Consider the following 18,066-nt stretch of genomic DNA (forward strand, 5'->3'; position numbering starts at 1 on the left):
TCAGCACCCCGCTCCCGGCACCGGCAGGCACACGTCCGGCCGCTGGACGGTCAGCCCGCTCTGGTCGACGAGCGCGGTCCCCTCGGGCCCGGCCACAGCGGCGAGCTGCCGCAGCGTGCCGGTGAGCGCGTCGATCATGCGGTTCGTGTCGGCGAGCAGCCGCCCGCTCAGGTCGCGGCTCTCCTCCAGCGGGAAGAAGAGCGGCTCCAGCTGCTCGGCGTAGGGCCCGCTGAGGAAGTCGAAGAGCAGCCCGACCACGGCGGTCACCTTGTCGGCGAAGATCTCGACCTTGGAGCGGGCGGCCACGATCTGCGGGCCGAGGACGGCGTAGGCGCGGATGACCTCGGTGGCCAGCTGCTCGTTGTCGTGCACGGTGGCCAGGTACTCGTCGGCGAGCGCGAGCAGCTCCCGCACCTGGGTGCGCTGCTCGGCGAGCGCACCGACCACCGTGCTCAGCGCCGTGACCGACTCCCGCACCGCGCCGGGCGCCCCGGTGAGCGCGGCCGCCGACCCCTCCAGGGTGGCGCGCAGCGCGGCGGTGTCGGCGCGGTCGGTGACCCGGACCGTCTCCGGCAGCAGCTCGTTCACCACGAACGGCAGCCGGGCCCGCTCGGCCGGGATGGCCCCGCGCAGCTCTCCGTCGCCCGCGGGCAGCAGCGCCAGGTAGAGCCCGCCGACGGGGGTCAGCATGCGGATGTCGACGGCGGTGGCGGCGCCGAGCCGCTGCCCGGCGTCGACCTCGAAGGCGACGTCCACGTGCGCGTCGGCCAGCTCCACCGTCAGCACCCGGCCCACCGGGATCCCCGCGATCCGCACCCCGTCGCCCGGCTTCAGCCCGCCGCTCTCCGGCAGCGAGAGGTGCTGGACGACCGTGCCGGGCGGGCGCAGGTACAGCACCCCGACGGTGCCGAAGCCGATCGTCAGCGCGACCACGCTGAGCAGCGCCCAGACGAGCTGGGCGCGGGGTGTGGCCTCCTCGGCACCGAAGGTCATGGCGCTCCTCCCCCGCAGACGGTCAGGGCCCGGCCGTGCAGTAGCACAGTGGCGTCGACCGGCACCGGGAACGCGCCGTGCGCGCACCGCCGGTCCGGCTCCTCGGCCGGGATGAGCGCGTTCAGCGACTCCAGCAGCCCCGGCAGCAGCCAGAGCGAGCGCACCGCCGCGGTGCTGTCCGGGATGGCGAGCCGCATGCGGTCGGTGAGCGCGTCGGCGGAGTCGCGGGCGCCGAGCAGCAGCAGCGCGAGCGCGTCGGCGGTGCGCACCACCTCGCTCATCTCCACCGACCCCTTGTCCATGAGGGTCAGGAACTCCGCCATGCGGCTCGCCACCGGCATGAAGATGGAGTGGAAGACCCGCAGGATGTTCTCCAGATTCGCCGAGCGCCCGCGCAGCCGCTGCGACAGCTGGTCCAGATTCGCGACGATGGTGCTGATCACGGCGGTGCGGTCGGCGGCGTAGGAGGCCAGCGCGGCGACATCGCGGAGCAGCGGCGCCGGGTCGTCGCCGGTGCCTTCGATCATGGCGACGACATGGGTCAGGAACCGGTTGTAGACCTCGGGGTCGGCCTCGTTCAGCAGCGGGCGCAGCCCGTTGAAGACGGTGGTGATGTCGAAGGAGTCGACGGTATTGCGCACCGGCTCGCCGGGCGCGAGCTCGGGGCCGTCGCCATTCCTGGTGATGGCGAGATAGCGCTGCCCGGTGAGGTTCTGGAAGCGGATGGCGACCTCGTCGCCACTGCGCAGCGGGTACTCGGCGAGCAGCGTGAAGCGCACCCGCGCGGTGTGCTCCGGGGTGAGCGCGACCTCGGTGATCTTGCCGACCTGCACGCCGCGCAGCCGCACGTCGGCGTTCTCCCGCAGCCCGAAGACATCGCCGAAGGCGGCCTCGTAGCTGCGGGTGGCGCCGCCGACGGGGCGCTCGATGGCCTGCACCACCAGCGTGACGATGCCGATCACCACGAGCAGCAGCAGCGCGAGGCGCACGGCGGCACTGCGGGGCGTCCTCATCGCGGCCCCCCGAGCACGATCTCGGTCTCCAGCGTGACCTGCCCGTCCCGGCTGCGCAGCGCGCCGTCCAGCCCGGCCAGCAGCGCCTCGACATGGCCGGGGGTGACGCCCCGCATGGCCTGGTTCAGCGGGATCACCATGTCCAGCAGCATGTCCACCGCATGCGCCATCGGGCCGAGCGCGCCGACCAGCTCCCCGGCGAAGGCGAAGACCAGGTTGGAGACCTCGGAGATGGTGTCCGAGGCCTGCTTCGTGGCGGCGTCGTCGTCCAGCTTCTCGACCGAGGCGAGCGCGGTGAGGATGCCGAGCGCGGAGGGGGCGAATGCCGCGACGCCCTCGGTGACGTCGGCGGTGGTGCTCAGCACCTGGTCCAGCGGCACCCGCTGGGCGCGCTGCCAGCCGCGGGCCAGCAGCAGCGCCGAGGTGAGCAGCGGCGCACCGGCCTCGGTGAGCCCGGCCGCGTTCTCCAGCGAGACCGCGAGCCGTTCGGTGAGGATGTCGCCGACGGCCCGGTTGGAGTCGCGCAGGATCCGGGTGACGGTGAAGTTGTCCACCCGCTCCGCCGGTTCCAGCACCGAGCCCGCGGTGAGCGGCACCCCGCCCGGCATCGGCGTGAGTTCCAGTGCGGTGGAGCCGAATACCGTGGCCGAGACGAAGCGCGGCCGGGTGGTGCTGCTGAGCTCGGGCAGCCGGGCCGGGTCCACCCCGACGGTCAGCCGGTGCCGCTGCACCCCCACCGGCCGCACCGCGAGCACCTCGCCGATCGCCATGCCGCGCAGCCGGATCGGGGTGCCCGGCCCCGCGCCGTCGCCGAGCCCGGAGACCACCAGGTCGAACTCGGCCCGCCCGTCCCGGCCCGGCTCCAGCGTGCGCCACACCGCCCCGGTCAGCAGCACCACCGCGACCAGCAGCACCAGCCCGCGCAGCCGCAGCCCGGCGCGGTCCGGCCCGCGCACCGCGAAACTTCGTGCCCGGCTCATCGCCCGCTCACCCCGTGAACCCGATATCGGTGTCGAACCCCCAGATCGCGATGGTGAGTGCCATGTCGCTCAGCGCGATGAGCACCAGGCTGGCCCGGATGGCCCGCCCGGAGGCGATGCCGACCCCCTCCGGCCCGCCGGTCGCGTAGAACCCCTGGTAGGTGTGCACGCCGGTGACCAGCAGCACGAACACCACCACCTTGAGCAGCGAGAAGGCCAGGTCCGGGCCGCTGACGAACATCCGGAAGTAGTGCCCGAAGGCGCCCGCGCCCTGCCCCTGCACCACCGTCACCACCAGGTCGGTGGTGAAGAAGCCGAGCGCGAGCGCGATCAGGTACACCGGCACCACGGTGATCACCGCCGCGATCAGCCGGGTGGAGACGACGTACGGAATCGGGTCGATGGCCTGCGCCTCCAGCGCGTCGATCTCCTCGGAGATGCGCATGGCGCCGATCTCGGCGGTCATCCGGCACCCGGCCTGCGCGGCGAAGCCGACCGCGGCCACCAGCGGCGCCAGCTCGCGCGGGTTGGCCAGCGCCGACATGGCCCCGGCCAGCGGCCCCATGCCGAGCATGTCCAGCGCGGTGAAGCCGAGGATGCCGATCATCGCCCCGGCGACCATGCCCATGATCACCAGCACCGGCGCCACCCCGCCGCCGACGATCACCGAGCGGCCGTTGCCCCAGGCCAGATCGGTGAAGACCGCGACCGTCTGCCTGCGGTAGCTGCGCAGCGCGTGCCCGACCCCGAGCACCGCCGCCACCCCGAAGCGCAGCTGGAAACCCAGCTCCTCCAGCGGTTCCCAGCCCCGCCGCAGCCGCCGGGTCCAGCGCAGCCCGGCGGGCCGGTAGGCCGAGGGGCCGTGGAAGCGCCCGCCGGGCGCGGCGGCGGTCACAGGAACTCCATCGGCAGGAAGAGCAGCACCAGCTGGGTGATCACCAGGTTCACCACCAGGCAGGCCAGCATGCCGAGCACCACCGCGGCGTTCACGCAGTCGGCCACGCCCTTCGGCCCGCCGCCGGCCTCCAGCCCGCGCTGCCCGGCGATCACCGCGACCAGGTAGCCGAAGACCGCCGACTTGCCCAGGCAGATCACCAGATCGGTGACGGTGGCGAAGCTGCCGAAGGAGAGCCAGTACGAGCCGGGCGCCACGCCCTGCCCGACCGAGGCGACGAAGAACCCGGCCAGGATGCTCATCAAGATCACCACCACGGCCAGCATCGGCGCGACCACCGTCATGGCCAGGATGCGCGGAGCCACCAGCCGGCGGTGCGGGTCGATGCCCATGGTGCGCAGCGCGTCGATCTCCTCGCGCACCGTGCGGGCGCCGAGATCGGAGGCGATGGCCGAGGCGCCCGCACCGCCGACCAGCAGCGCCGCCGCCAGCGGCGCGATCTGCTGCATGACCCCCATGCCGCCGACCGCGCCCGCCATCGAGCCCGCGCCGATGTTCTCGGTGATGCTGCCGACCTGCACCGCGATCACCACGCCCATGGGCAGCGAGACGAGGATGGCGGGCAGCATCGACACCGAGACGAAGAACCACGCCTGGACCAGCGCCTCCCGCAGCGGGAAGCGGCCGCGCGCCAGGTCGTACCCCATGAGCGCGGTGGCCCGCACCCCGAGCCGGACCCCGCGCCCGAGGGTCCGGGTGCTGGATGCGATCGACGCGACCACCACGACCTCCTCGAACACCGCGCTGTGATAGTCGAACTGCCATCAGACTATCAATGCTGCGGCCGACGTCGAGCGGTTTCGATGGAACTGATCGACAGCCCCCGTTAACAGCCTCGATCACCCGGGGCGGGCAAAACCGCGGCTCACTCGGCGGGCGCGCGCTCCGGCCGCGAGCTCAGCGGTGCGGCGATCTCCTCCAGCGAGCGCTGCTCGGCCTGCACGCCGAGCGCCAGCTCGATCAGCCCGCCGAGGATCATCACGACCGCTCCGATCACGAATGCCAGCGCGGTGCGCCCGGCATCGCCCTCGCCGGTGAGCTCGGCGAAGACCAGCGGCCCCGCGATCCCGCCCGCCGCGGTGCCGACGGCGAAGAAGAAGGCGATCGCCATGGCGCGGGTCTCCATCGGGAAGATCTCGCTCACCGTGAGATAGGCCGAGCTGGCGCCGCAGGAGGCGACCAGCAGCACCACCGTCCAGCAGGCGGTGAGGGTGAGCGCGGTCAGGGAGCCGCCCGCCAGCAGCCACGCGGTGCCGAGCAGCAGCAGCCCGGAGCAGAGGTAGGAACCGGCGATCATGGGCTTGCGGCCGACGGTGTCGAAGAAGCGGCCGAAGAGCAGCGGCCCGAAGAAGCTGCCGAGGCACATGACGGCGTAGTAGTAGCCGGTGCGGTCGGCGGGCACGCCGAAGAGCTTGCTCAGGATGACCGCGAAGTTGAAGGTCACCGCGTTGTAGAGGAAGGCCTGGCCGATGAAGAGGCCGAGCCCGAGTGCGCTGCGCCGCGGGTACTCCCGGATCATCACCCTGGCGATCTCCCCGAACCCGGTCGACTTTCGCTGCCGCACTTCGATCTCGGTGCCCGGCTCGGGCAGCTCGGCGCCGGTCTCCCGCTCGACCTCGCGCTCGATCCCGTCGACCAACTCCTCGGCCTCCCGGTCCCGGCCGTGGATGAACATCCACCGCGGGCTCTCCGGAACATTGCGCCGGACCAGCAGGATCAGCAGCCCGAAGACGACGCCGATGCCGAACATGAGCCGCCAGCCCAGGTTCGCGGCGAAGAGGTTCGGGTTCAGCGCGGCCACCGAGAGCAGCGCGCCGCCCGCGGCGCCGAGCCAGTAGGTGCCGTTGATGATGATGTCGATCCGGCCGCGGTACTTGCTCGGGATGAGCTCGTCGATGGCGGAGTTGATGGCCGCGTACTCGCCGCCGATGCCGAGCCCGGTGAGGAAGCGGAAGAGCAGGAACCACCAGACGTCGAAGGAGAACGCCGTCATGGCGGTCGCCACCAGGTACACCGCGAGCGTGATGATGAAGAGCTTCTTGCGGCCGTAGCGGTCGGTGAGCCAGCCGAACAGCAGCGCGCCGACGCAGGCCCCGGCCACGTACAGCGCCGCCGCCACCCCGGAGACCTGCGCCGCGGTGATCGGCAGCCCGCTGCCCGGCTCGGAGAGCCGCCCGGCCACGCTGCCGACCACGGTGACCTCGAAGCCGTCGACGATCCAGACCGAACCGAGCCCGATCACGATCATCCAGTGCCATCGGGACCAGGGCAGGCGATCGAGCCGGGCCGGGATCCGCGTGCGCACCGTGTTCATGCGGCGGAATTTCCCCGCCGCGGGCGGGAGAAACCACGAAGGGGCACCCGGATAGCCGGGTGCCCCTTCGCTTTCCGCTACTCCCCCGCGGGCGCGGGTACCGGCTTGCCCTTGCTGGTGATCTGCACCAGCGGCAACCGCAGCGCGCCCGGCGCGCTCTCCGGCACCACCGGGTTGCGCGGCGGCACCGGCGCGATGCGCCGGTACGCCGACCCGAGCGCGGGCCGCGGATCGGCCTCTCCCTTGTTGGGCCACAGCGCGACCGCCCGCTCGGACTGCGCGGTAATGGTCAGCGACGGATTCACCCCGAGGTTCGCGGTGATCGTCGACCCGTCGATGACGTGCAGCCCCGGGTGCCCGTAGAGCCGGTGGTACGGATCCACCACGCCGCTCTCCGGTGAATCCCCGATCACGCAGCCGCCGATGAAGTGCCCGGTCATCGGGATGTTGAACAGGCTGCTGATCGCCCCGGAGGGGAAGCCGTCGATCTTCTCGCCGATCCGGTTCGCCACCTCGTGCCCGGCCGGGATCCAGGTCGGGTTGGGTGCCCCCTCCCCCTGCCTGGTGCGCATCTTCCTGCGCCCGAAGCGCCCGCGCCCGGTGTAGGTGGTGATCGAGTTGTCCAGCGACTGCATGACCAGCAGCCCGATCATCTGCTCGGACCAGCGCCGCGGGTTGTGCATGCGCACGATGTCGCGCCGCCCGCGCACCATCTGCCGCAGCCACAGCCGCCCCTTGGAGACGCCCTCCACCTCGTCCACCATGGCGGTGCCGATCAGCGCCATGGTGTTGCTGCCCTTGCCGTAGCGCACCGGTTCGATGTGCGTGTCGGCGTCCGGGTGGATGGAGGAGGTGATCGCCACGCCCTTGGTGAAGTCGGTGTCGCCCCTGCGGGTGCGGACGACCAGCAGCTCCTCGGAGTTGGTGCGCGCCAGGTAGCCGAGCCGCGGCGAGATGCCCGGCAGCGAACCGGTGTCGCGCAGCCGGTGCAGCAGCCGCTGGGTGCCGAGCGCGGCCGCGGAGAAGATCACCTGCTCGGCGGTGAAGGTGCGCTTCCGCTTCCGCAGCACCCGCCCGGTGCCGACGGTCTCGACCGCGTACCCGCCGCCGGAGAGCGGCCGCACATCGGTGACGGTGGTCAGCGGGTGCACCGTCGCCCCGGCCTGCTCGGCCAGGTAGAGGTAGTTCTTGACCAGGCTGTTCTTGGCATTGTGGCGGCACCCGGTCATGCACTCGCCGCAGTGCGTGCAGGTGCGCCGAGCCGGGCCGGCGCCGCCGAAGAACGGGTCGGGGACGTCCTGCCCCGGCCTGGTGCCCGGCCCGCCGAAGAACACCCCGACCGGGGTGCGCTGGTAGGAGTCGCCGACGCCCATCTCCTCGGCCACCTCGCGCAGCACCCGGTCGGTGGCGGTGGTGGCCGGGTTGGTGGTGACGCCGAGCATCCGCTTGGCCTGGTCGTAGTAGGGCAGCAGCTCCGACTTCCAGTCGGTGATGTGCGCCCACTGCCGGTCCGCGAAGAACTTCTCCGGCGGCTCGTACAGGGTGTTGGCATAGACCAGGGAGCCGCCGCCGACGCCGGAGCCGCTCATGATCAGGGTGTCGTCGAGCAGCGTGAGCCGCTGGATGCCGTAGAACTTGGCCCACGGCGCCCACAGGTACTTGCTGGCGCGCCAGGAGGTCTTGGCGAACTCGTGGTCGGCGAAGCGGCGCCCCGCCTCGACCACGCCCACCCGGTACCCCTTCTCGGTGAGCCGCAGCGCGCTCACGCTGCCGCCGAAGCCGGAGCCGACGATCAGCACGTCGTAGTCGAAAGTCATCGGGAGAGCTCCTTCGGTGCTCCGACGGGAAGCAGCGGGTGGTCGGCCGGGTTCAGCTTGCGGGTCTGCAACCGGTAGCTGAGGACGGTGCCGGGCCAGTTGTTCGTGATCCGCCCGTTCTCGCTGCGGTACCAGCTGCCGCAGAAGTTCCAGGGCGTGCGATCGAGGCGTTTCTGCAGCCGGGCGTCGAACTCGGCCGCCTTGTCGGTGCGGGTGTCGAGCACCCGGTCAGCGTACGGAACCAGCCGCTCCAGCGCCTGCCGGATATAGCTCGCCTGCGACTCGATCATGTAGACGATGGAGCCGACGCCGAGGTTGGTGTTCGGCCCGTACATCAGGAACAGGTTCGGGTAGCCGGGCACGGTGATGCCCTTGTAGGCGCGGGCCCCGCCGGCCCAGTCGTCCTCCAGCCTGCGCCCGCCGCGGCCGCGGATCTTCATGGGCCACAGGAACTCCGTGCCCTTGAAGCCGGTGCCGTAGACGATCACGTCGGCCTCGTGCAGCTCGCCGTCGGCGGTGCGCACGCCCTCCGGCTCGATCGCGGTGATGGCGGTGGTCTCGACCCGGACGTTCGGCGCGGTGAGCGCGGGCAGGTACTCGTTGGAGAAGAGCGCGCGCTTGCAGCCGGCCGGGTAGTCGGGGGTGAGCTTCGCCCGCAGCACCGGGTCGGCCACCTGCTTGCGCAGCTGCCGCATGCCGATCCAGGTCACCAGCTTGCGGATCGGCGGCACGTCGACGAGGGCGAGCGAGAGGAATTCGCAGAACGTCCAGAACCAGAGCCGCTCGGCCAGCCGGGTCACGGGGAGCAGCTGGAACAGGGTGTGGTGCAGCCGCGAGTACTCGATGTCGTTCTTCGGCATGATCCACGCCGCCGAGCGCTGGAACAGCGTGAGCCGCTCGGTGCTCGGCGCGATGGCGGGCACGAACTGGACGGCGCTGGCGCCGGTGCCGATCACCGCCACCTTCTTGCCGGTCAGCTGCACGTCGTGGTCCCACTCCGCGGAGTGGAACGACTCCCCGCGGAAGCTCTCGATCCCGGGGATGGCGGGCAGCGCGGGGCGGGAGAGCTGCCCGACCGCGGAGATCAGCACGTCGCAGCTGAGCTCGGCGCCGTCGGCGAGCCGGACGGTCCAGGTGCCGGTCGCGTCGTCGTAGGCGGCGTCGGTGACCTCGGAGCCGAAGCGGATGCGCGGCAGCAGGTTGTGCTTGGCGGCTACCCCCTGCATGTAGCCCTGGATGTCGGCCTGGCCGGAGAAGCGCTTGGGCCAGTCCGGCTTGGGCTCGTAGGAGAACGAGTACAGCGGCGAGGGGATATCGCAGCCCGCGCCGGGGTAGGTGTTCTCCCGCCAGACGCCACCGAGGTCGGCCGCGCGCTCCAGGATGGTGAAGTCGCCGAACCCGGCGCGCTGCAGCTCCATGGCGACGCCGAGGCCGCCGAATCCGGTGCCGATAATGAGGATCGACGGTGCACTACTGGACATACCTCTACGCTATGGCCTGTGAGTGGCCACACAGCAAATACCTGAGGTCAAAGAATCAATAGTTTCGGCCATACTGGGGTCATGCACGGAGTCGAGCAGGCCGAGGTCCGCGACTGGGGTTTCCCGCGCGGCGTCGCCAGCGTCGGGGTCATGGTCGAGTACGCGGGCGAGCACGGGGTCTCGGCGCCGCGGCTGCTGGCCGGCACCGGCCTCACCCCGGCCATGCTCACCGACCCGGATCGGCAGATCGACGCGCACACCGAGCTGACCGTGGTGCGCGCGCTGGTCCGCGCGCTCGGCGCCGGCGATCTCGGCGCCGCGGTCGGGCGGCGCTACCGGATCAGCACCTTCGGCATCTTCGGCTTCGCCTGCGTCACCAGCGCGACGCTGCGCGAGGCCATCTCGCTGGCGCTGCGCTACTACAGCCTCGGCTTCGCCTTCTGCACCCCGGAGGTGGAGTGGAACGAGCACGAGGTGCTCACCCGCTTCCACTACGCCACCGTCCCCGCCGACCTGCAGTGGTTCCTGGTGCAGCGGGATATCGTCGCCATCCGCCGGGTGATGAGCGACCTGCTCGGCAGCCCGTGCACCTTCACCCGCGCCGAGTTCGCCTTCCCGGCCCCGGCGAACCCGGCCGCCCTGACCGCCGCGCTCGGCGTCGAGCCGCGCTTCGACCGCCCGCAGACGCTCTTCGGGGTGCCCGCCGCACTGCTCACCCGCCCGCTGCCGCAGGCGAACCAGGCCACCTGGGCGATGTGCGTCGCGCAGTGCCGCGACCTGGTCGGCCGCCGCCGCGCCCGCACCGGGATCGCCGCCGACGTGCGGGAGCGGCTCTTCCCCGGCCCGAGCGGCCCGCCGGCGCTGGACACCGTCGCCGCCGAGCTCGCCATGAGCACCCGCACCCTGCGCCGCAGGCTCGCCGAGGCGGGCACCAGCTACCGCGGCCTGCTCGACGAGGTGCGGCGCACGCTGGCCGAGGAGCTGCTCGCCGCCACCCCGATGTCGGTGGACGACATCGCGCTGCGGCTCGGCTACGCCGAGGCGACCCCCTTCATCCACGCCTTCAAGCGCTGGACCGGCACCACCCCGGCCGCCTACCGCAGGACCAGGCTGGTGAGCGGCGCCGCACGTTTGCCCGGGGGCCGGTCGGGCACCACTGCCGTATGAGTACCGACGCGAGCACCGAAGACGGTCCCGGCGACACCCTGTCGCCGACCGAGGCCCTCGACTCCGACGAGGTGCGCAACGACGACGGCGACGCCGTGGTGGATCCGCCGGACGACTGGAGCGGCGCCAACCGCTTCGGCATGACCGCCCGCGAGGAGCGCGAGGGCGAGCCGCTGGCCCAGCGCCTCGCCGAGGAGGAGCCGGATGTCGGCGAGGTCCGCGATCACACCGTGGACGAGCCGGTCGCCGATATCGAGGACGAGGTCGAGCGGCTCCCCGCCGACGACGCCGACGAGCTCTTCGGCAAGCACCGCGGCCAGATCGACGGCACCCCCGAGGACGGCCCCTCGCTCTTCCCGGTCTCCGAGTAGCGGTACGCGAAGGGCGGGGGACGGTCGATGACCGTCCCCCGCCGTTCGCGTCTCATCTACCTCTTGCGCTCGCGCTTCTCCCGCACCCGCACCGAGATGCGCACCGGCGAACCGTCGAAGCGGAACTCCTCGCGCAGCCGCCGCTCCAGGAAGCGGCGGTACCCCGCCTCCAGGAAACCGGTGGTGAAGAGCACGAAGGTGGGCGGGCGGGTGCCGGCCTGGGTGGCGAAGAGAACCCGGGGCAGCCGGCCGCCGCGCATCGGCGGCGGGGTCGCCGCGACGACCTCCTTGAGCCAGTTGTTGAGCCGCCCGGTGGAGACCCGCTTGTCCCAGGACTCCAGCGCGCCCTCCATGGCGGGCACCAGCTTCTGCACCGCGCGGCCGGTGTGCGCGGAGATGTTCACCCGCTGCGCCCACGGCACCCGGACGAGGTCGCGGTCGACCTCCTTCTCCAGGGTGAGCCGCCGGTCCTCGTCGACCAGGTCCCACTTGTTGAAGGCGAGCACCAGCGCGCGCCCGGAGTCGGCGACCAGGCTGATCACCCGCAGGTCCTGCTCGGTGAGCGGCTGCGAGGCGTCGATCAGCATGATCGCGACCTCGGAGGCCTCCAGCGCCGCCTTGGTGCGCAGCGAGGCGTAGAACTCGGTGCCGGAGGCGTGCGCCACCTTGCGCCGCAGCCCGGCGGTGTCGACGAACTTCCAGATCTTGCCGCCGAGCTCGACCAGCGAGTCCACCGGGTCGACGGTGGTGCCCGCGACATCGTGCACCACCGAGCGCTCGTCCCCGGCCAGCTTGTTGAGCAGGCTGGACTTGCCGACATTCGGCTTGCCGACCAGCGCGACCCGGCGCGGGCCGGTGCCGGTACCGCCCTCGCGCGGGGTCTCCGGCAGCACCGCGAGCACGTCGTCGAGCAGGTCGCCGGTGCCGCGGCCGTGCGCGGCGCTGACCATCCGCGGCTCGCCGAGCCCGAGCGACCACAGCGAGGCGGCCTCCGACTCGGCGCGCACGTCGTCCACCTTGTTGGCGACCAGGATGACCGGGATCTTGCTGCGCCGCAGCTTCTTCACCGCGGCCTCGTCGGTGGCGGTGGCGCCGACCACGGCGTCCACCACCAGCAGGATGGCGTCGGCGGTCGACATGGCCAGCTCGGCCTGGCGGGCCACCGACTGCTGCAGCCCCTTGGCGTCCGGCTCCCAGCCGCCGGTGTCCTGCACCCAGAAGCGCCGCCCGGACCAGCTCGCCTCGTAGGAGACCCGGTCCCTGGTCACGCCGGGGATGTCCTCGACCACGGCCTCGCGGCGGCCGAGGATCCGGTTCACCAGGGTCGACTTGCCCACGTTGGGGCGGCCGACCACCGCGAGGGTGGGCATGGCGATCTCCGCGCCCGCCTCCGCCTCCGGGTCGAATTCGTCGAGCTCCCAGTCGGATTCGTCGTTCCAGACGCCGTCGCCTGCCAGTACGTCCTCGGTCATCGCGGCCCGCCGTTTCCGGCGACGGCGTGGCCGACCACCCGGTAGAGCGCGTCGATGACCTCGTCCATGGCCAGCTCGCTGGTGTCGACCTGCACCGCGTCCGCGGCCGGGCGCAGCGGGGAGACCGCCCGCGTCGAGTCCAGGGTGTCCCTGCGCTGCACGTCGGCGAGGACGCCCTGGTAGTCGTCGCCCCTGCCCTCGCGGATGTTCTGCTGGTTGCGGCGGTGCGCGCGGGCCTCGGCGGAGGCGGTCAGGTAGACCTTGGCGTCCGCCTCGGGCAGCACGACGGTGCCGATATCGCGGCCCTCGACCACGATCCGGCCCGCGCTCGCCGCGATCTCGCGCTGCAGCGCCACCAGCAGCTCGCGCACCGACGGCACCGCGGAGACCGCGGAGACCGCGCGGGTCACCACGCTGCCCCTGATCTCGTCGGCGACGTCCTCACCGGCGAGCAGGATCAGCTCCTGCCCGGGGTCGGTGCCGATGGTCAGCGGGAGCTCGGCCACCGCGGCGGCGACCGCCGCCGGATCGTCGGGGTCGACGCCGAGCCGGAGCACCCGCAGGGTGGCGACCCGGTACATGGCGCCGGTGTCCAGGTAGCGGGCGCGCAGCCGGGTGGCCAGCTGCCGCGAGACGCTGGACTTCCCGGTCCCCGACGGCCCGTCCATCGCCACCACCAGCGGGGAATCGTCCGACAACCGCGCGGTATCGGCCACGGGGATCTCCAGACCGTTCACAACTGCACCGCCTCGTAGAGTTTTCCGATTTCGTCCCGTCCGAGCACCTTCAGCGTGCCCGGGCGTTGATCGCCGAGCGCCACCGGGCCGACGTGCGTGCGCAGCAGCCGGTCCACCGGGTGGCCCACCTCGGCGAGCAGCCTGCGCACGATGTGCTTGCGCCCCTCGTGCAACTCCAGCTTGACCAGGGATCGTCCCTCGTTCACCTCGAGCACCTGGAAGCGGTCGACGCTGGCCGGGCCGTCCTCCAGCTCGATGCCGGAGCGCAGCCGCTTGCCGAGCGAGCGGTCGACCTCGCCGCGCACGGTGGCCAGGTAGGTCTTGTGCACCTCGTAGGAGGGGTGCATGAGCCGGTGCGCCAGGTCGCCGTCGTTGGTGAGCAGCAGCAGCCCCTCGGTGTCGGCGTCCAGCCTGCCGACGTGGAAGAGCCGCTGGCCCGCGGCGACCCGCTCGGCCACGATGTCGCCGACGCACGGGCGGCCGAGGTCGTCGGACATGGTCGACTGCCAGCCGCGCGGCTTGTTCAGCGCCAGGTGCACGAGCTCCTCGCGCACCATGACGCGGGTGCCGTCCACCCGGACCACGGCGTGCGCCGCGTCGATCCGCAGCCCCTGCTCGGTGACGATGGCGCCGTCCACCTCGACCCGGCCCTGCGCGATCAGCTCCTCGGCGGCGCGCCGCGAGGCCACGCCCGCCTTGGCGAGCACCTTCTGCAGCCGTTCGCCCTCGCCCCACGGGAGCTTGGTGTGGCCGCCCTCGGCGGTCTCGACGTGCTGGTGCTTGGCCGGCTTGGCATTGCTGAGCCGCGGGTTCGCGCTCTGCTGCCGCTCCGGCTTGGCCTTCTTGGCCGCGGGGCGGTCGTCCCGGCGCGGGCCGTCGAACCGGCGGCCGGCGCCGCCGTCGGTGCGCCGGTCGCGGCCGGCTGTCCCGCGGTCGTCGCGGCGGGCGGGAGCGCCGCCCCTGGTGTCGGCGTCACCGCGTTCGCGGCGACGGTCGCGATCCTCCCCGGCGCGGCGCGCGGCCGCGGCGCGCTGTCCGCGCTCGGGCCTGCCGCGACCGGGCTGGTCGCTACGGTTTCTACGGTCCGGTGTGCCATCTCGGCGAGCGGGCGTATTCATGGTTCCTGTCAGTTCTCGGTACCGAGATCCAAGTCGGCCTCGGCGGGTTTTCGCAGCCTGGTGTAGCGGGGATCCGTCTCCAGGCTCTCGTTGATCTCGTCGATCAGGTCGACGCCGGGGAGCAGCGGCGCCAGTGGCGGCAGATCGCTGAGCGACGCCAGCCCGATCCGCTCCAGGAAGAGCTCCGTGGTGCGGTAGAGGGTGCCGTTGGTCTCCGGATCGACACCGTCCTCGGCGATCAGGCCCCGTGCCAGCAGCGTGCGCATCACGCCGTCGACATTGACCCCGCGCACCGCGCCGACCCTGGTTCTGGTGACCGGCTGGCGGTACGCGATGACCGCCAGGGTCTCCAGCGCCGCCCTGGTCAGTTTGGTCCTGGCGCCGTCGAGCAGTACCCGTTCCACATAGGGTGCGTACTCGCTGCGAGTATAGAAGCGCCACCCGTCCCCGACGAAACGCAGGTCGATCCCGCTGCCGTTGGCGGCGAGCTCGGCCGACATCCCGCGCAGCGCCGTCTCCACCCGCTCCGCGGTGTCGTCCAGCGCCGCGGCCAGCTGTTCCACCGGGGCGGGAGCATCCACGACCAGCAGCATGGCCTCCAGCGCCGCCCGGAATTCGGGGCCGTCCAGCGGCTCCGGCGTGAACTTCGCCACGGCGTCGGTCATCCGTAGTCCTCCTCGATGGTCGCCGGGTCCTGGACCGCCTCCGGATCGCCGGTCCAGCTCACGCCGAGCGGGCCGAGCGGCTCCGGCTGGTCGAACTCGATGTGCTTGCCCCGGTAGAGCTCGAGCAGCGCGAGGAAGCGCGCCACGATCTCGATCGGCTCGGTGCAGCCGGTGACCAGCTCGGCGAAGGTGGTCCAGCCGCCGATGCCGCGCTCCTTCAGCAGGTTCAGCACCAGCTCCGCCTGCTCGGCCACCGAGACGGTGTGCGCGTGCAGGTGGTCCAGCCCGACCCGCGGCGTCGGCTTGGGCCGGAAGGCGGCCGCGGCGATCTCGGCGAACCGCGGCACGTCCACCCCGAGCGTGACCTCGGGCAGCAGCCCGGCGAAGCGCTCCTCCAGCCCGACCGAGCGCGGGTAGCGCCGCAGCGCCACCGCCTCCAGCTCCGCGAACAACTCGGCGACCTGCTTGAACGCCCGGTACTGCAGCAGCCGCGCGAAGAGCAGGTCGCGCGCCTCCAGCAGCTCCAGGTCCTCGGCGTCGGTCATCTCGCCCGCGGGCAGCAGCCGGGCCGCCTTGAGGTCGAGCAGGGTGGCGGCGACGACCAGGAACTCGGTGGTCTCGTCCAGGATCTTGTCCGCGCGCAGCCCGTTCGGCGCGGACATGGCCGCGGTGAGCGCCTTGGTGTAGGCGATGAACTCGTCGGTCACCTTGTGCAGCGCGACCTCGGTGACGTCGAGCTTGCGCGCGCTGATCAGCTGCAGCAGCAGGTCGAACGGCCCCTCGAAATTGCTCAGCCGCAGGTGGAACGTGTGACGCGGCGCCTCGGGCGCCTCCGCGGTGACGGTCGCGGTCACCGGCCGGACCGGTGGATGACCTCTCTGGCCATCGATCGATACTGCTCCGCGCCGGTCGACTTCGGCGCCCAGGTGGTGATCGGCTCCCCCGCCACGCTGGCGTCCGGGAAGCGGACGGTGCGGCCGATGGCGGTGTCGTAGACCAGGTCGCCGAAGACCTCGACCACCCGCGCCATGACCTGCCTGGCGTGCTGCAGCCTGGCGTCGAACATGGTGACCACGATGCCGTAGAGGCTGAGCCGCGGGTTCAGCCGGTCCCGCACCTTGTCCACGGTGTCGGTGAGCAGGGCCAGCCCGCGCAGCGAGAAGTACTCGCACTCCATCGGGATGATGACGCCGTCGGCGCAGGCCAGCGCGTTGATGGTGAGCAGCCCGAGCGAGGGCTGGCAGTCGATCAGGATGTAGTCGTACCGGTCCCGCACCGGCGCCAGCGCGCGGCCGAGCGACTGCTCGCGGCCGACCTCGTTGACCAGCTGGATCTCGGCGGCGGAGAGGTCGATATTGCTGGGGAGCAGATCGAGGCCGTCGACCCGCGTCTCCATCACCACGTCATCGATCCCGATGCGGTTCTCGACCAGGATGTTGTGCACCGTGTACTGCAGGTCGTGGTGCGCCACCCCGAGCCCGGCGGAGAGCGCGCCCTGCGGGTCCAGGTCGACCAGCAGCACCCGGCGGCCGTACTCGGCGAGCGCGGCCCCCAGATTGATGGTGGAGGTGGTCTTGCCGACGCCGCCCTTCTGGTTGCACATGGCGACGATCAGCGCCTCGCCGGTCTTGTCCACCGGGGGCGGGTCCGGCACCGCGCGCAGCGGCCGGCCGGTGGGGCCGAGGTCGGCGTCTTCCGGGACGGGCTCGGCGCCCTCGCCCCAGAGCGAATTGGCCGCGGCGTCGGAGGGGCCCTTGGGCTCGTGGTCGCCGCGACGCTCCGCGCGGGCGGACGGACCCCGGACGGACGCTCTGCTCGGCGGTCCCGCACTGGCTGTGGTCACGATCCGCTGCTCCTTATACGTCCTGCCCGTTCCTTGCCGAGCGTAGCGAAGCCGGTTGGGGCGCGACCTCGCTCTCGTACGGTCCAGCTTCCGATAGACGCTACCGCCTCGTGCGGGGCACCGTCGCTCGGACACGCGCGTCCCAGTGTCCCCGGTGTCACCGCCCCGCGTCCGGGTTACCGGCCGGTGAGTACGAAAACGGCGGGTCGGGTCGCGTCACGCCCTCGGGTGCGCCGTGGCCCAGACCTCGCGCAGCGTCGTCACCGTGACCAGGGTGTAGATCTGCGTGGTGGTCACCGAGGCGTGCCCGAGCAGCTCCTGCACCACCCGGACGTCGGCGCCGCCGTCGAGCAGGTGCGTCGCGAAGGAGTGGCGCAGCGTGTGCGGCGAGACCGCCGCCTCGATCCCGGCCCGCTCGGCGGCGCGCCGCAGCACCTGCCACGCGCTCTGCCGGGAGAGCCGGCCGCCGCGCGCATTGCGGAACAGCGCGGGGCCGCCGGCGGCCCTGCCCTTCGGCACCAGCACGGGCCGCCCGCGCACCAGGTAGGCGTCGACCGCGGCGAGCGCGGGGCGCCCGATCGGCACCATGCGCTGCTTGCCGCCCTTGCCGTGCAGCACCACCGCGCGGCCGTCGGTGTCCAGGTCGTCCACGTCCAGCCCGACCACCTCGGAGATCCGGGCGCCGGTGGAGTACAGCAGCTCGAGCAGCGCCCGGTCGCGCAGCGCGCGCGGCGCGTCGGCCTCCCCGCCCGCCGCCTCCAGCAGCGCGAGCACCTGGTCGTAGGGGAGCGCCTTCGGCAGCCTGCGGCCCTGGCTCGGCGGCTTCACCGCGCGCGCCACATCGGTGCCCGCCAGCCCCTCGGCGGCGGCGAAGCGGTGCAGCCCGCGCACCGCGATCAGCGCCCGCGCCACCGACCCGGCGGCCAGCGCCGGCCTGCCCGCCCCGCCCGCGCGCAGCGCGGTGGCGAACTCGGCCACATCGGCCTCGCCCGCCCGCTCCAGCGTGGTGACGCCGCGGCCGTCCAGGAATTCGCGGTACCGGGTCAGGTCGCGCCGGTAGGCGGCGACGGTATTGCGGGCCGCGCCGCGCTCGACCGCGAGATGGTCCAGGTAGCCGTCGATCTCCCGGTCGAGCACCGC

At 72.3% G+C, this 18,066-nt stretch carries 17 protein-coding genes; 2 read left to right on the forward strand and 15 right to left on the reverse strand.

Features of this window, described 5'->3' with window-relative positions:
• The 8 genes from AB0H71_RS33020 to AB0H71_RS33055 all read right to left on the reverse strand — a co-directional run bounded on the left by AB0H71_RS33020 (window position 1) and on the right by AB0H71_RS33055 (window position 9,553).
• A complete protein-coding gene (locus tag AB0H71_RS33020; protein WP_357029191.1) occupies window positions 1-993 on the reverse strand; it encodes an MlaD family protein in 993 nt (330 codons plus the stop codon).
• Entirely contained in the window at window positions 990-2,006 is a 1,017-nt protein-coding gene (locus AB0H71_RS33025) for an MlaD family protein (RefSeq protein ID WP_357029194.1), read from the reverse strand. The genes AB0H71_RS33020 and AB0H71_RS33025 overlap by 4 nt, the downstream gene beginning before the upstream one ends.
• The gene (locus tag AB0H71_RS33030) at window positions 2,003-2,986 is read right to left on the reverse strand and encodes an Mce family protein (protein WP_357029197.1); all 984 of its coding nucleotides are present in this window, start codon (window positions 2,984-2,986) and stop codon (window positions 2,003-2,005) included. The genes AB0H71_RS33025 and AB0H71_RS33030 overlap by 4 nt, the downstream gene beginning before the upstream one ends.
• 7 nt (window positions 2,987-2,993) lie before the next feature.
• Entirely contained in the window at window positions 2,994-3,881 is an 888-nt protein-coding gene (locus AB0H71_RS33035; RefSeq protein WP_357029200.1) for an ABC transporter permease, read from the reverse strand.
• Window positions 3,878-4,681, reverse strand: coding sequence for an ABC transporter permease (locus tag AB0H71_RS33040; RefSeq protein ID WP_357029203.1), 804 nt, complete (start codon window positions 4,679-4,681; stop codon window positions 3,878-3,880). The genes AB0H71_RS33035 and AB0H71_RS33040 overlap by 4 nt, the downstream gene beginning before the upstream one ends.
• 125 nt (window positions 4,682-4,806) lie before the next feature.
• Window positions 4,807-6,255 carry an MFS transporter gene (locus AB0H71_RS33045; protein WP_357029206.1) on the reverse strand — a complete coding sequence of 483 codons (1,449 nt, stop codon included), beginning with the start codon at window positions 6,253-6,255 and terminating at the stop codon, window positions 4,807-4,809.
• 77 nt (window positions 6,256-6,332) lie between these two features.
• Window positions 6,333-8,072, reverse strand: coding sequence for a GMC family oxidoreductase (locus AB0H71_RS33050; RefSeq protein WP_357029209.1), 1,740 nt, complete (start codon window positions 8,070-8,072; stop codon window positions 6,333-6,335).
• Window positions 8,069-9,553 (reverse strand): NAD(P)/FAD-dependent oxidoreductase, encoded by a 1,485-nt coding sequence (locus AB0H71_RS33055; RefSeq protein ID WP_357029212.1) that lies wholly within the window; start codon window positions 9,551-9,553, stop codon window positions 8,069-8,071. Before AB0H71_RS33055 ends, AB0H71_RS33050 begins: the two co-directional genes overlap by 4 nt.
• Before the next feature lie 81 nt (window positions 9,554-9,634).
• Between AB0H71_RS33055 and AB0H71_RS33060 the strand changes: the two genes are divergently transcribed.
• The gene (locus AB0H71_RS33060) at window positions 9,635-10,720 is read left to right on the forward strand and encodes an AraC family transcriptional regulator (RefSeq protein WP_357029215.1); all 1,086 of its coding nucleotides are present in this window, start codon (window positions 9,635-9,637) and stop codon (window positions 10,718-10,720) included.
• Window positions 10,717-11,091, forward strand: coding sequence for a hypothetical protein (locus AB0H71_RS33065; RefSeq protein ID WP_357029218.1), 375 nt, complete (start codon window positions 10,717-10,719; stop codon window positions 11,089-11,091). The genes AB0H71_RS33060 and AB0H71_RS33065 overlap by 4 nt, the downstream gene beginning before the upstream one ends.
• Before the next feature lie 56 nt (window positions 11,092-11,147).
• Here the strand turns inward: AB0H71_RS33065 and der are convergent, their stop codons facing one another.
• From der to xerD, 7 genes are all read right to left on the reverse strand, one after another.
• A complete protein-coding gene (der, locus tag AB0H71_RS33070; protein WP_357029221.1) occupies window positions 11,148-12,563 on the reverse strand; it encodes a ribosome biogenesis GTPase Der in 1,416 nt (471 codons plus the stop codon).
• The gene (gene cmk / locus AB0H71_RS33075) at window positions 12,560-13,231 is read right to left on the reverse strand and encodes a (d)CMP kinase (RefSeq protein ID WP_357029293.1); all 672 of its coding nucleotides are present in this window, start codon (window positions 13,229-13,231) and stop codon (window positions 12,560-12,562) included. Before cmk ends, der begins: the two co-directional genes overlap by 4 nt.
• Window positions 13,232-13,296: 65 nt before the next feature.
• On the reverse strand, window positions 13,297-14,418 hold the full coding sequence (locus tag AB0H71_RS33080) for a pseudouridine synthase (RefSeq protein WP_357029223.1): 1,122 nt from the start codon (window positions 14,416-14,418) through the stop codon (window positions 13,297-13,299).
• Window positions 14,419-14,426: 8 nt separating this feature from the next.
• Entirely contained in the window at window positions 14,427-15,083 is a 657-nt protein-coding gene (scpB, locus tag AB0H71_RS33085; protein WP_357029226.1) for an SMC-Scp complex subunit ScpB, read from the reverse strand.
• The gene (locus tag AB0H71_RS33090) at window positions 15,080-15,937 is read right to left on the reverse strand and encodes a segregation/condensation protein A (RefSeq protein WP_357029229.1); all 858 of its coding nucleotides are present in this window, start codon (window positions 15,935-15,937) and stop codon (window positions 15,080-15,082) included. Before AB0H71_RS33090 ends, scpB begins: the two co-directional genes overlap by 4 nt.
• Complete coding sequence (locus tag AB0H71_RS33095) at window positions 15,934-16,746, reverse strand: ParA family protein (RefSeq protein WP_357029296.1); 813 nt, start codon at window positions 16,744-16,746, stop codon at window positions 15,934-15,936. Before AB0H71_RS33095 ends, AB0H71_RS33090 begins: the two co-directional genes overlap by 4 nt.
• A 396-nt stretch (window positions 16,747-17,142) precedes the next feature.
• Complete coding sequence (gene xerD / locus AB0H71_RS33100; RefSeq protein WP_357029232.1) at window positions 17,143-18,063, reverse strand: site-specific tyrosine recombinase XerD; 921 nt, start codon at window positions 18,061-18,063, stop codon at window positions 17,143-17,145.
• Window positions 18,064-18,066: the final 3 nt, after the last annotated feature.

The sequence above is a fragment of the Nocardia sp. NPDC050697 genome (assembly GCF_040654395.1).
GTDB lineage: Bacteria > Actinomycetota > Actinomycetes > Mycobacteriales > Mycobacteriaceae > Nocardia.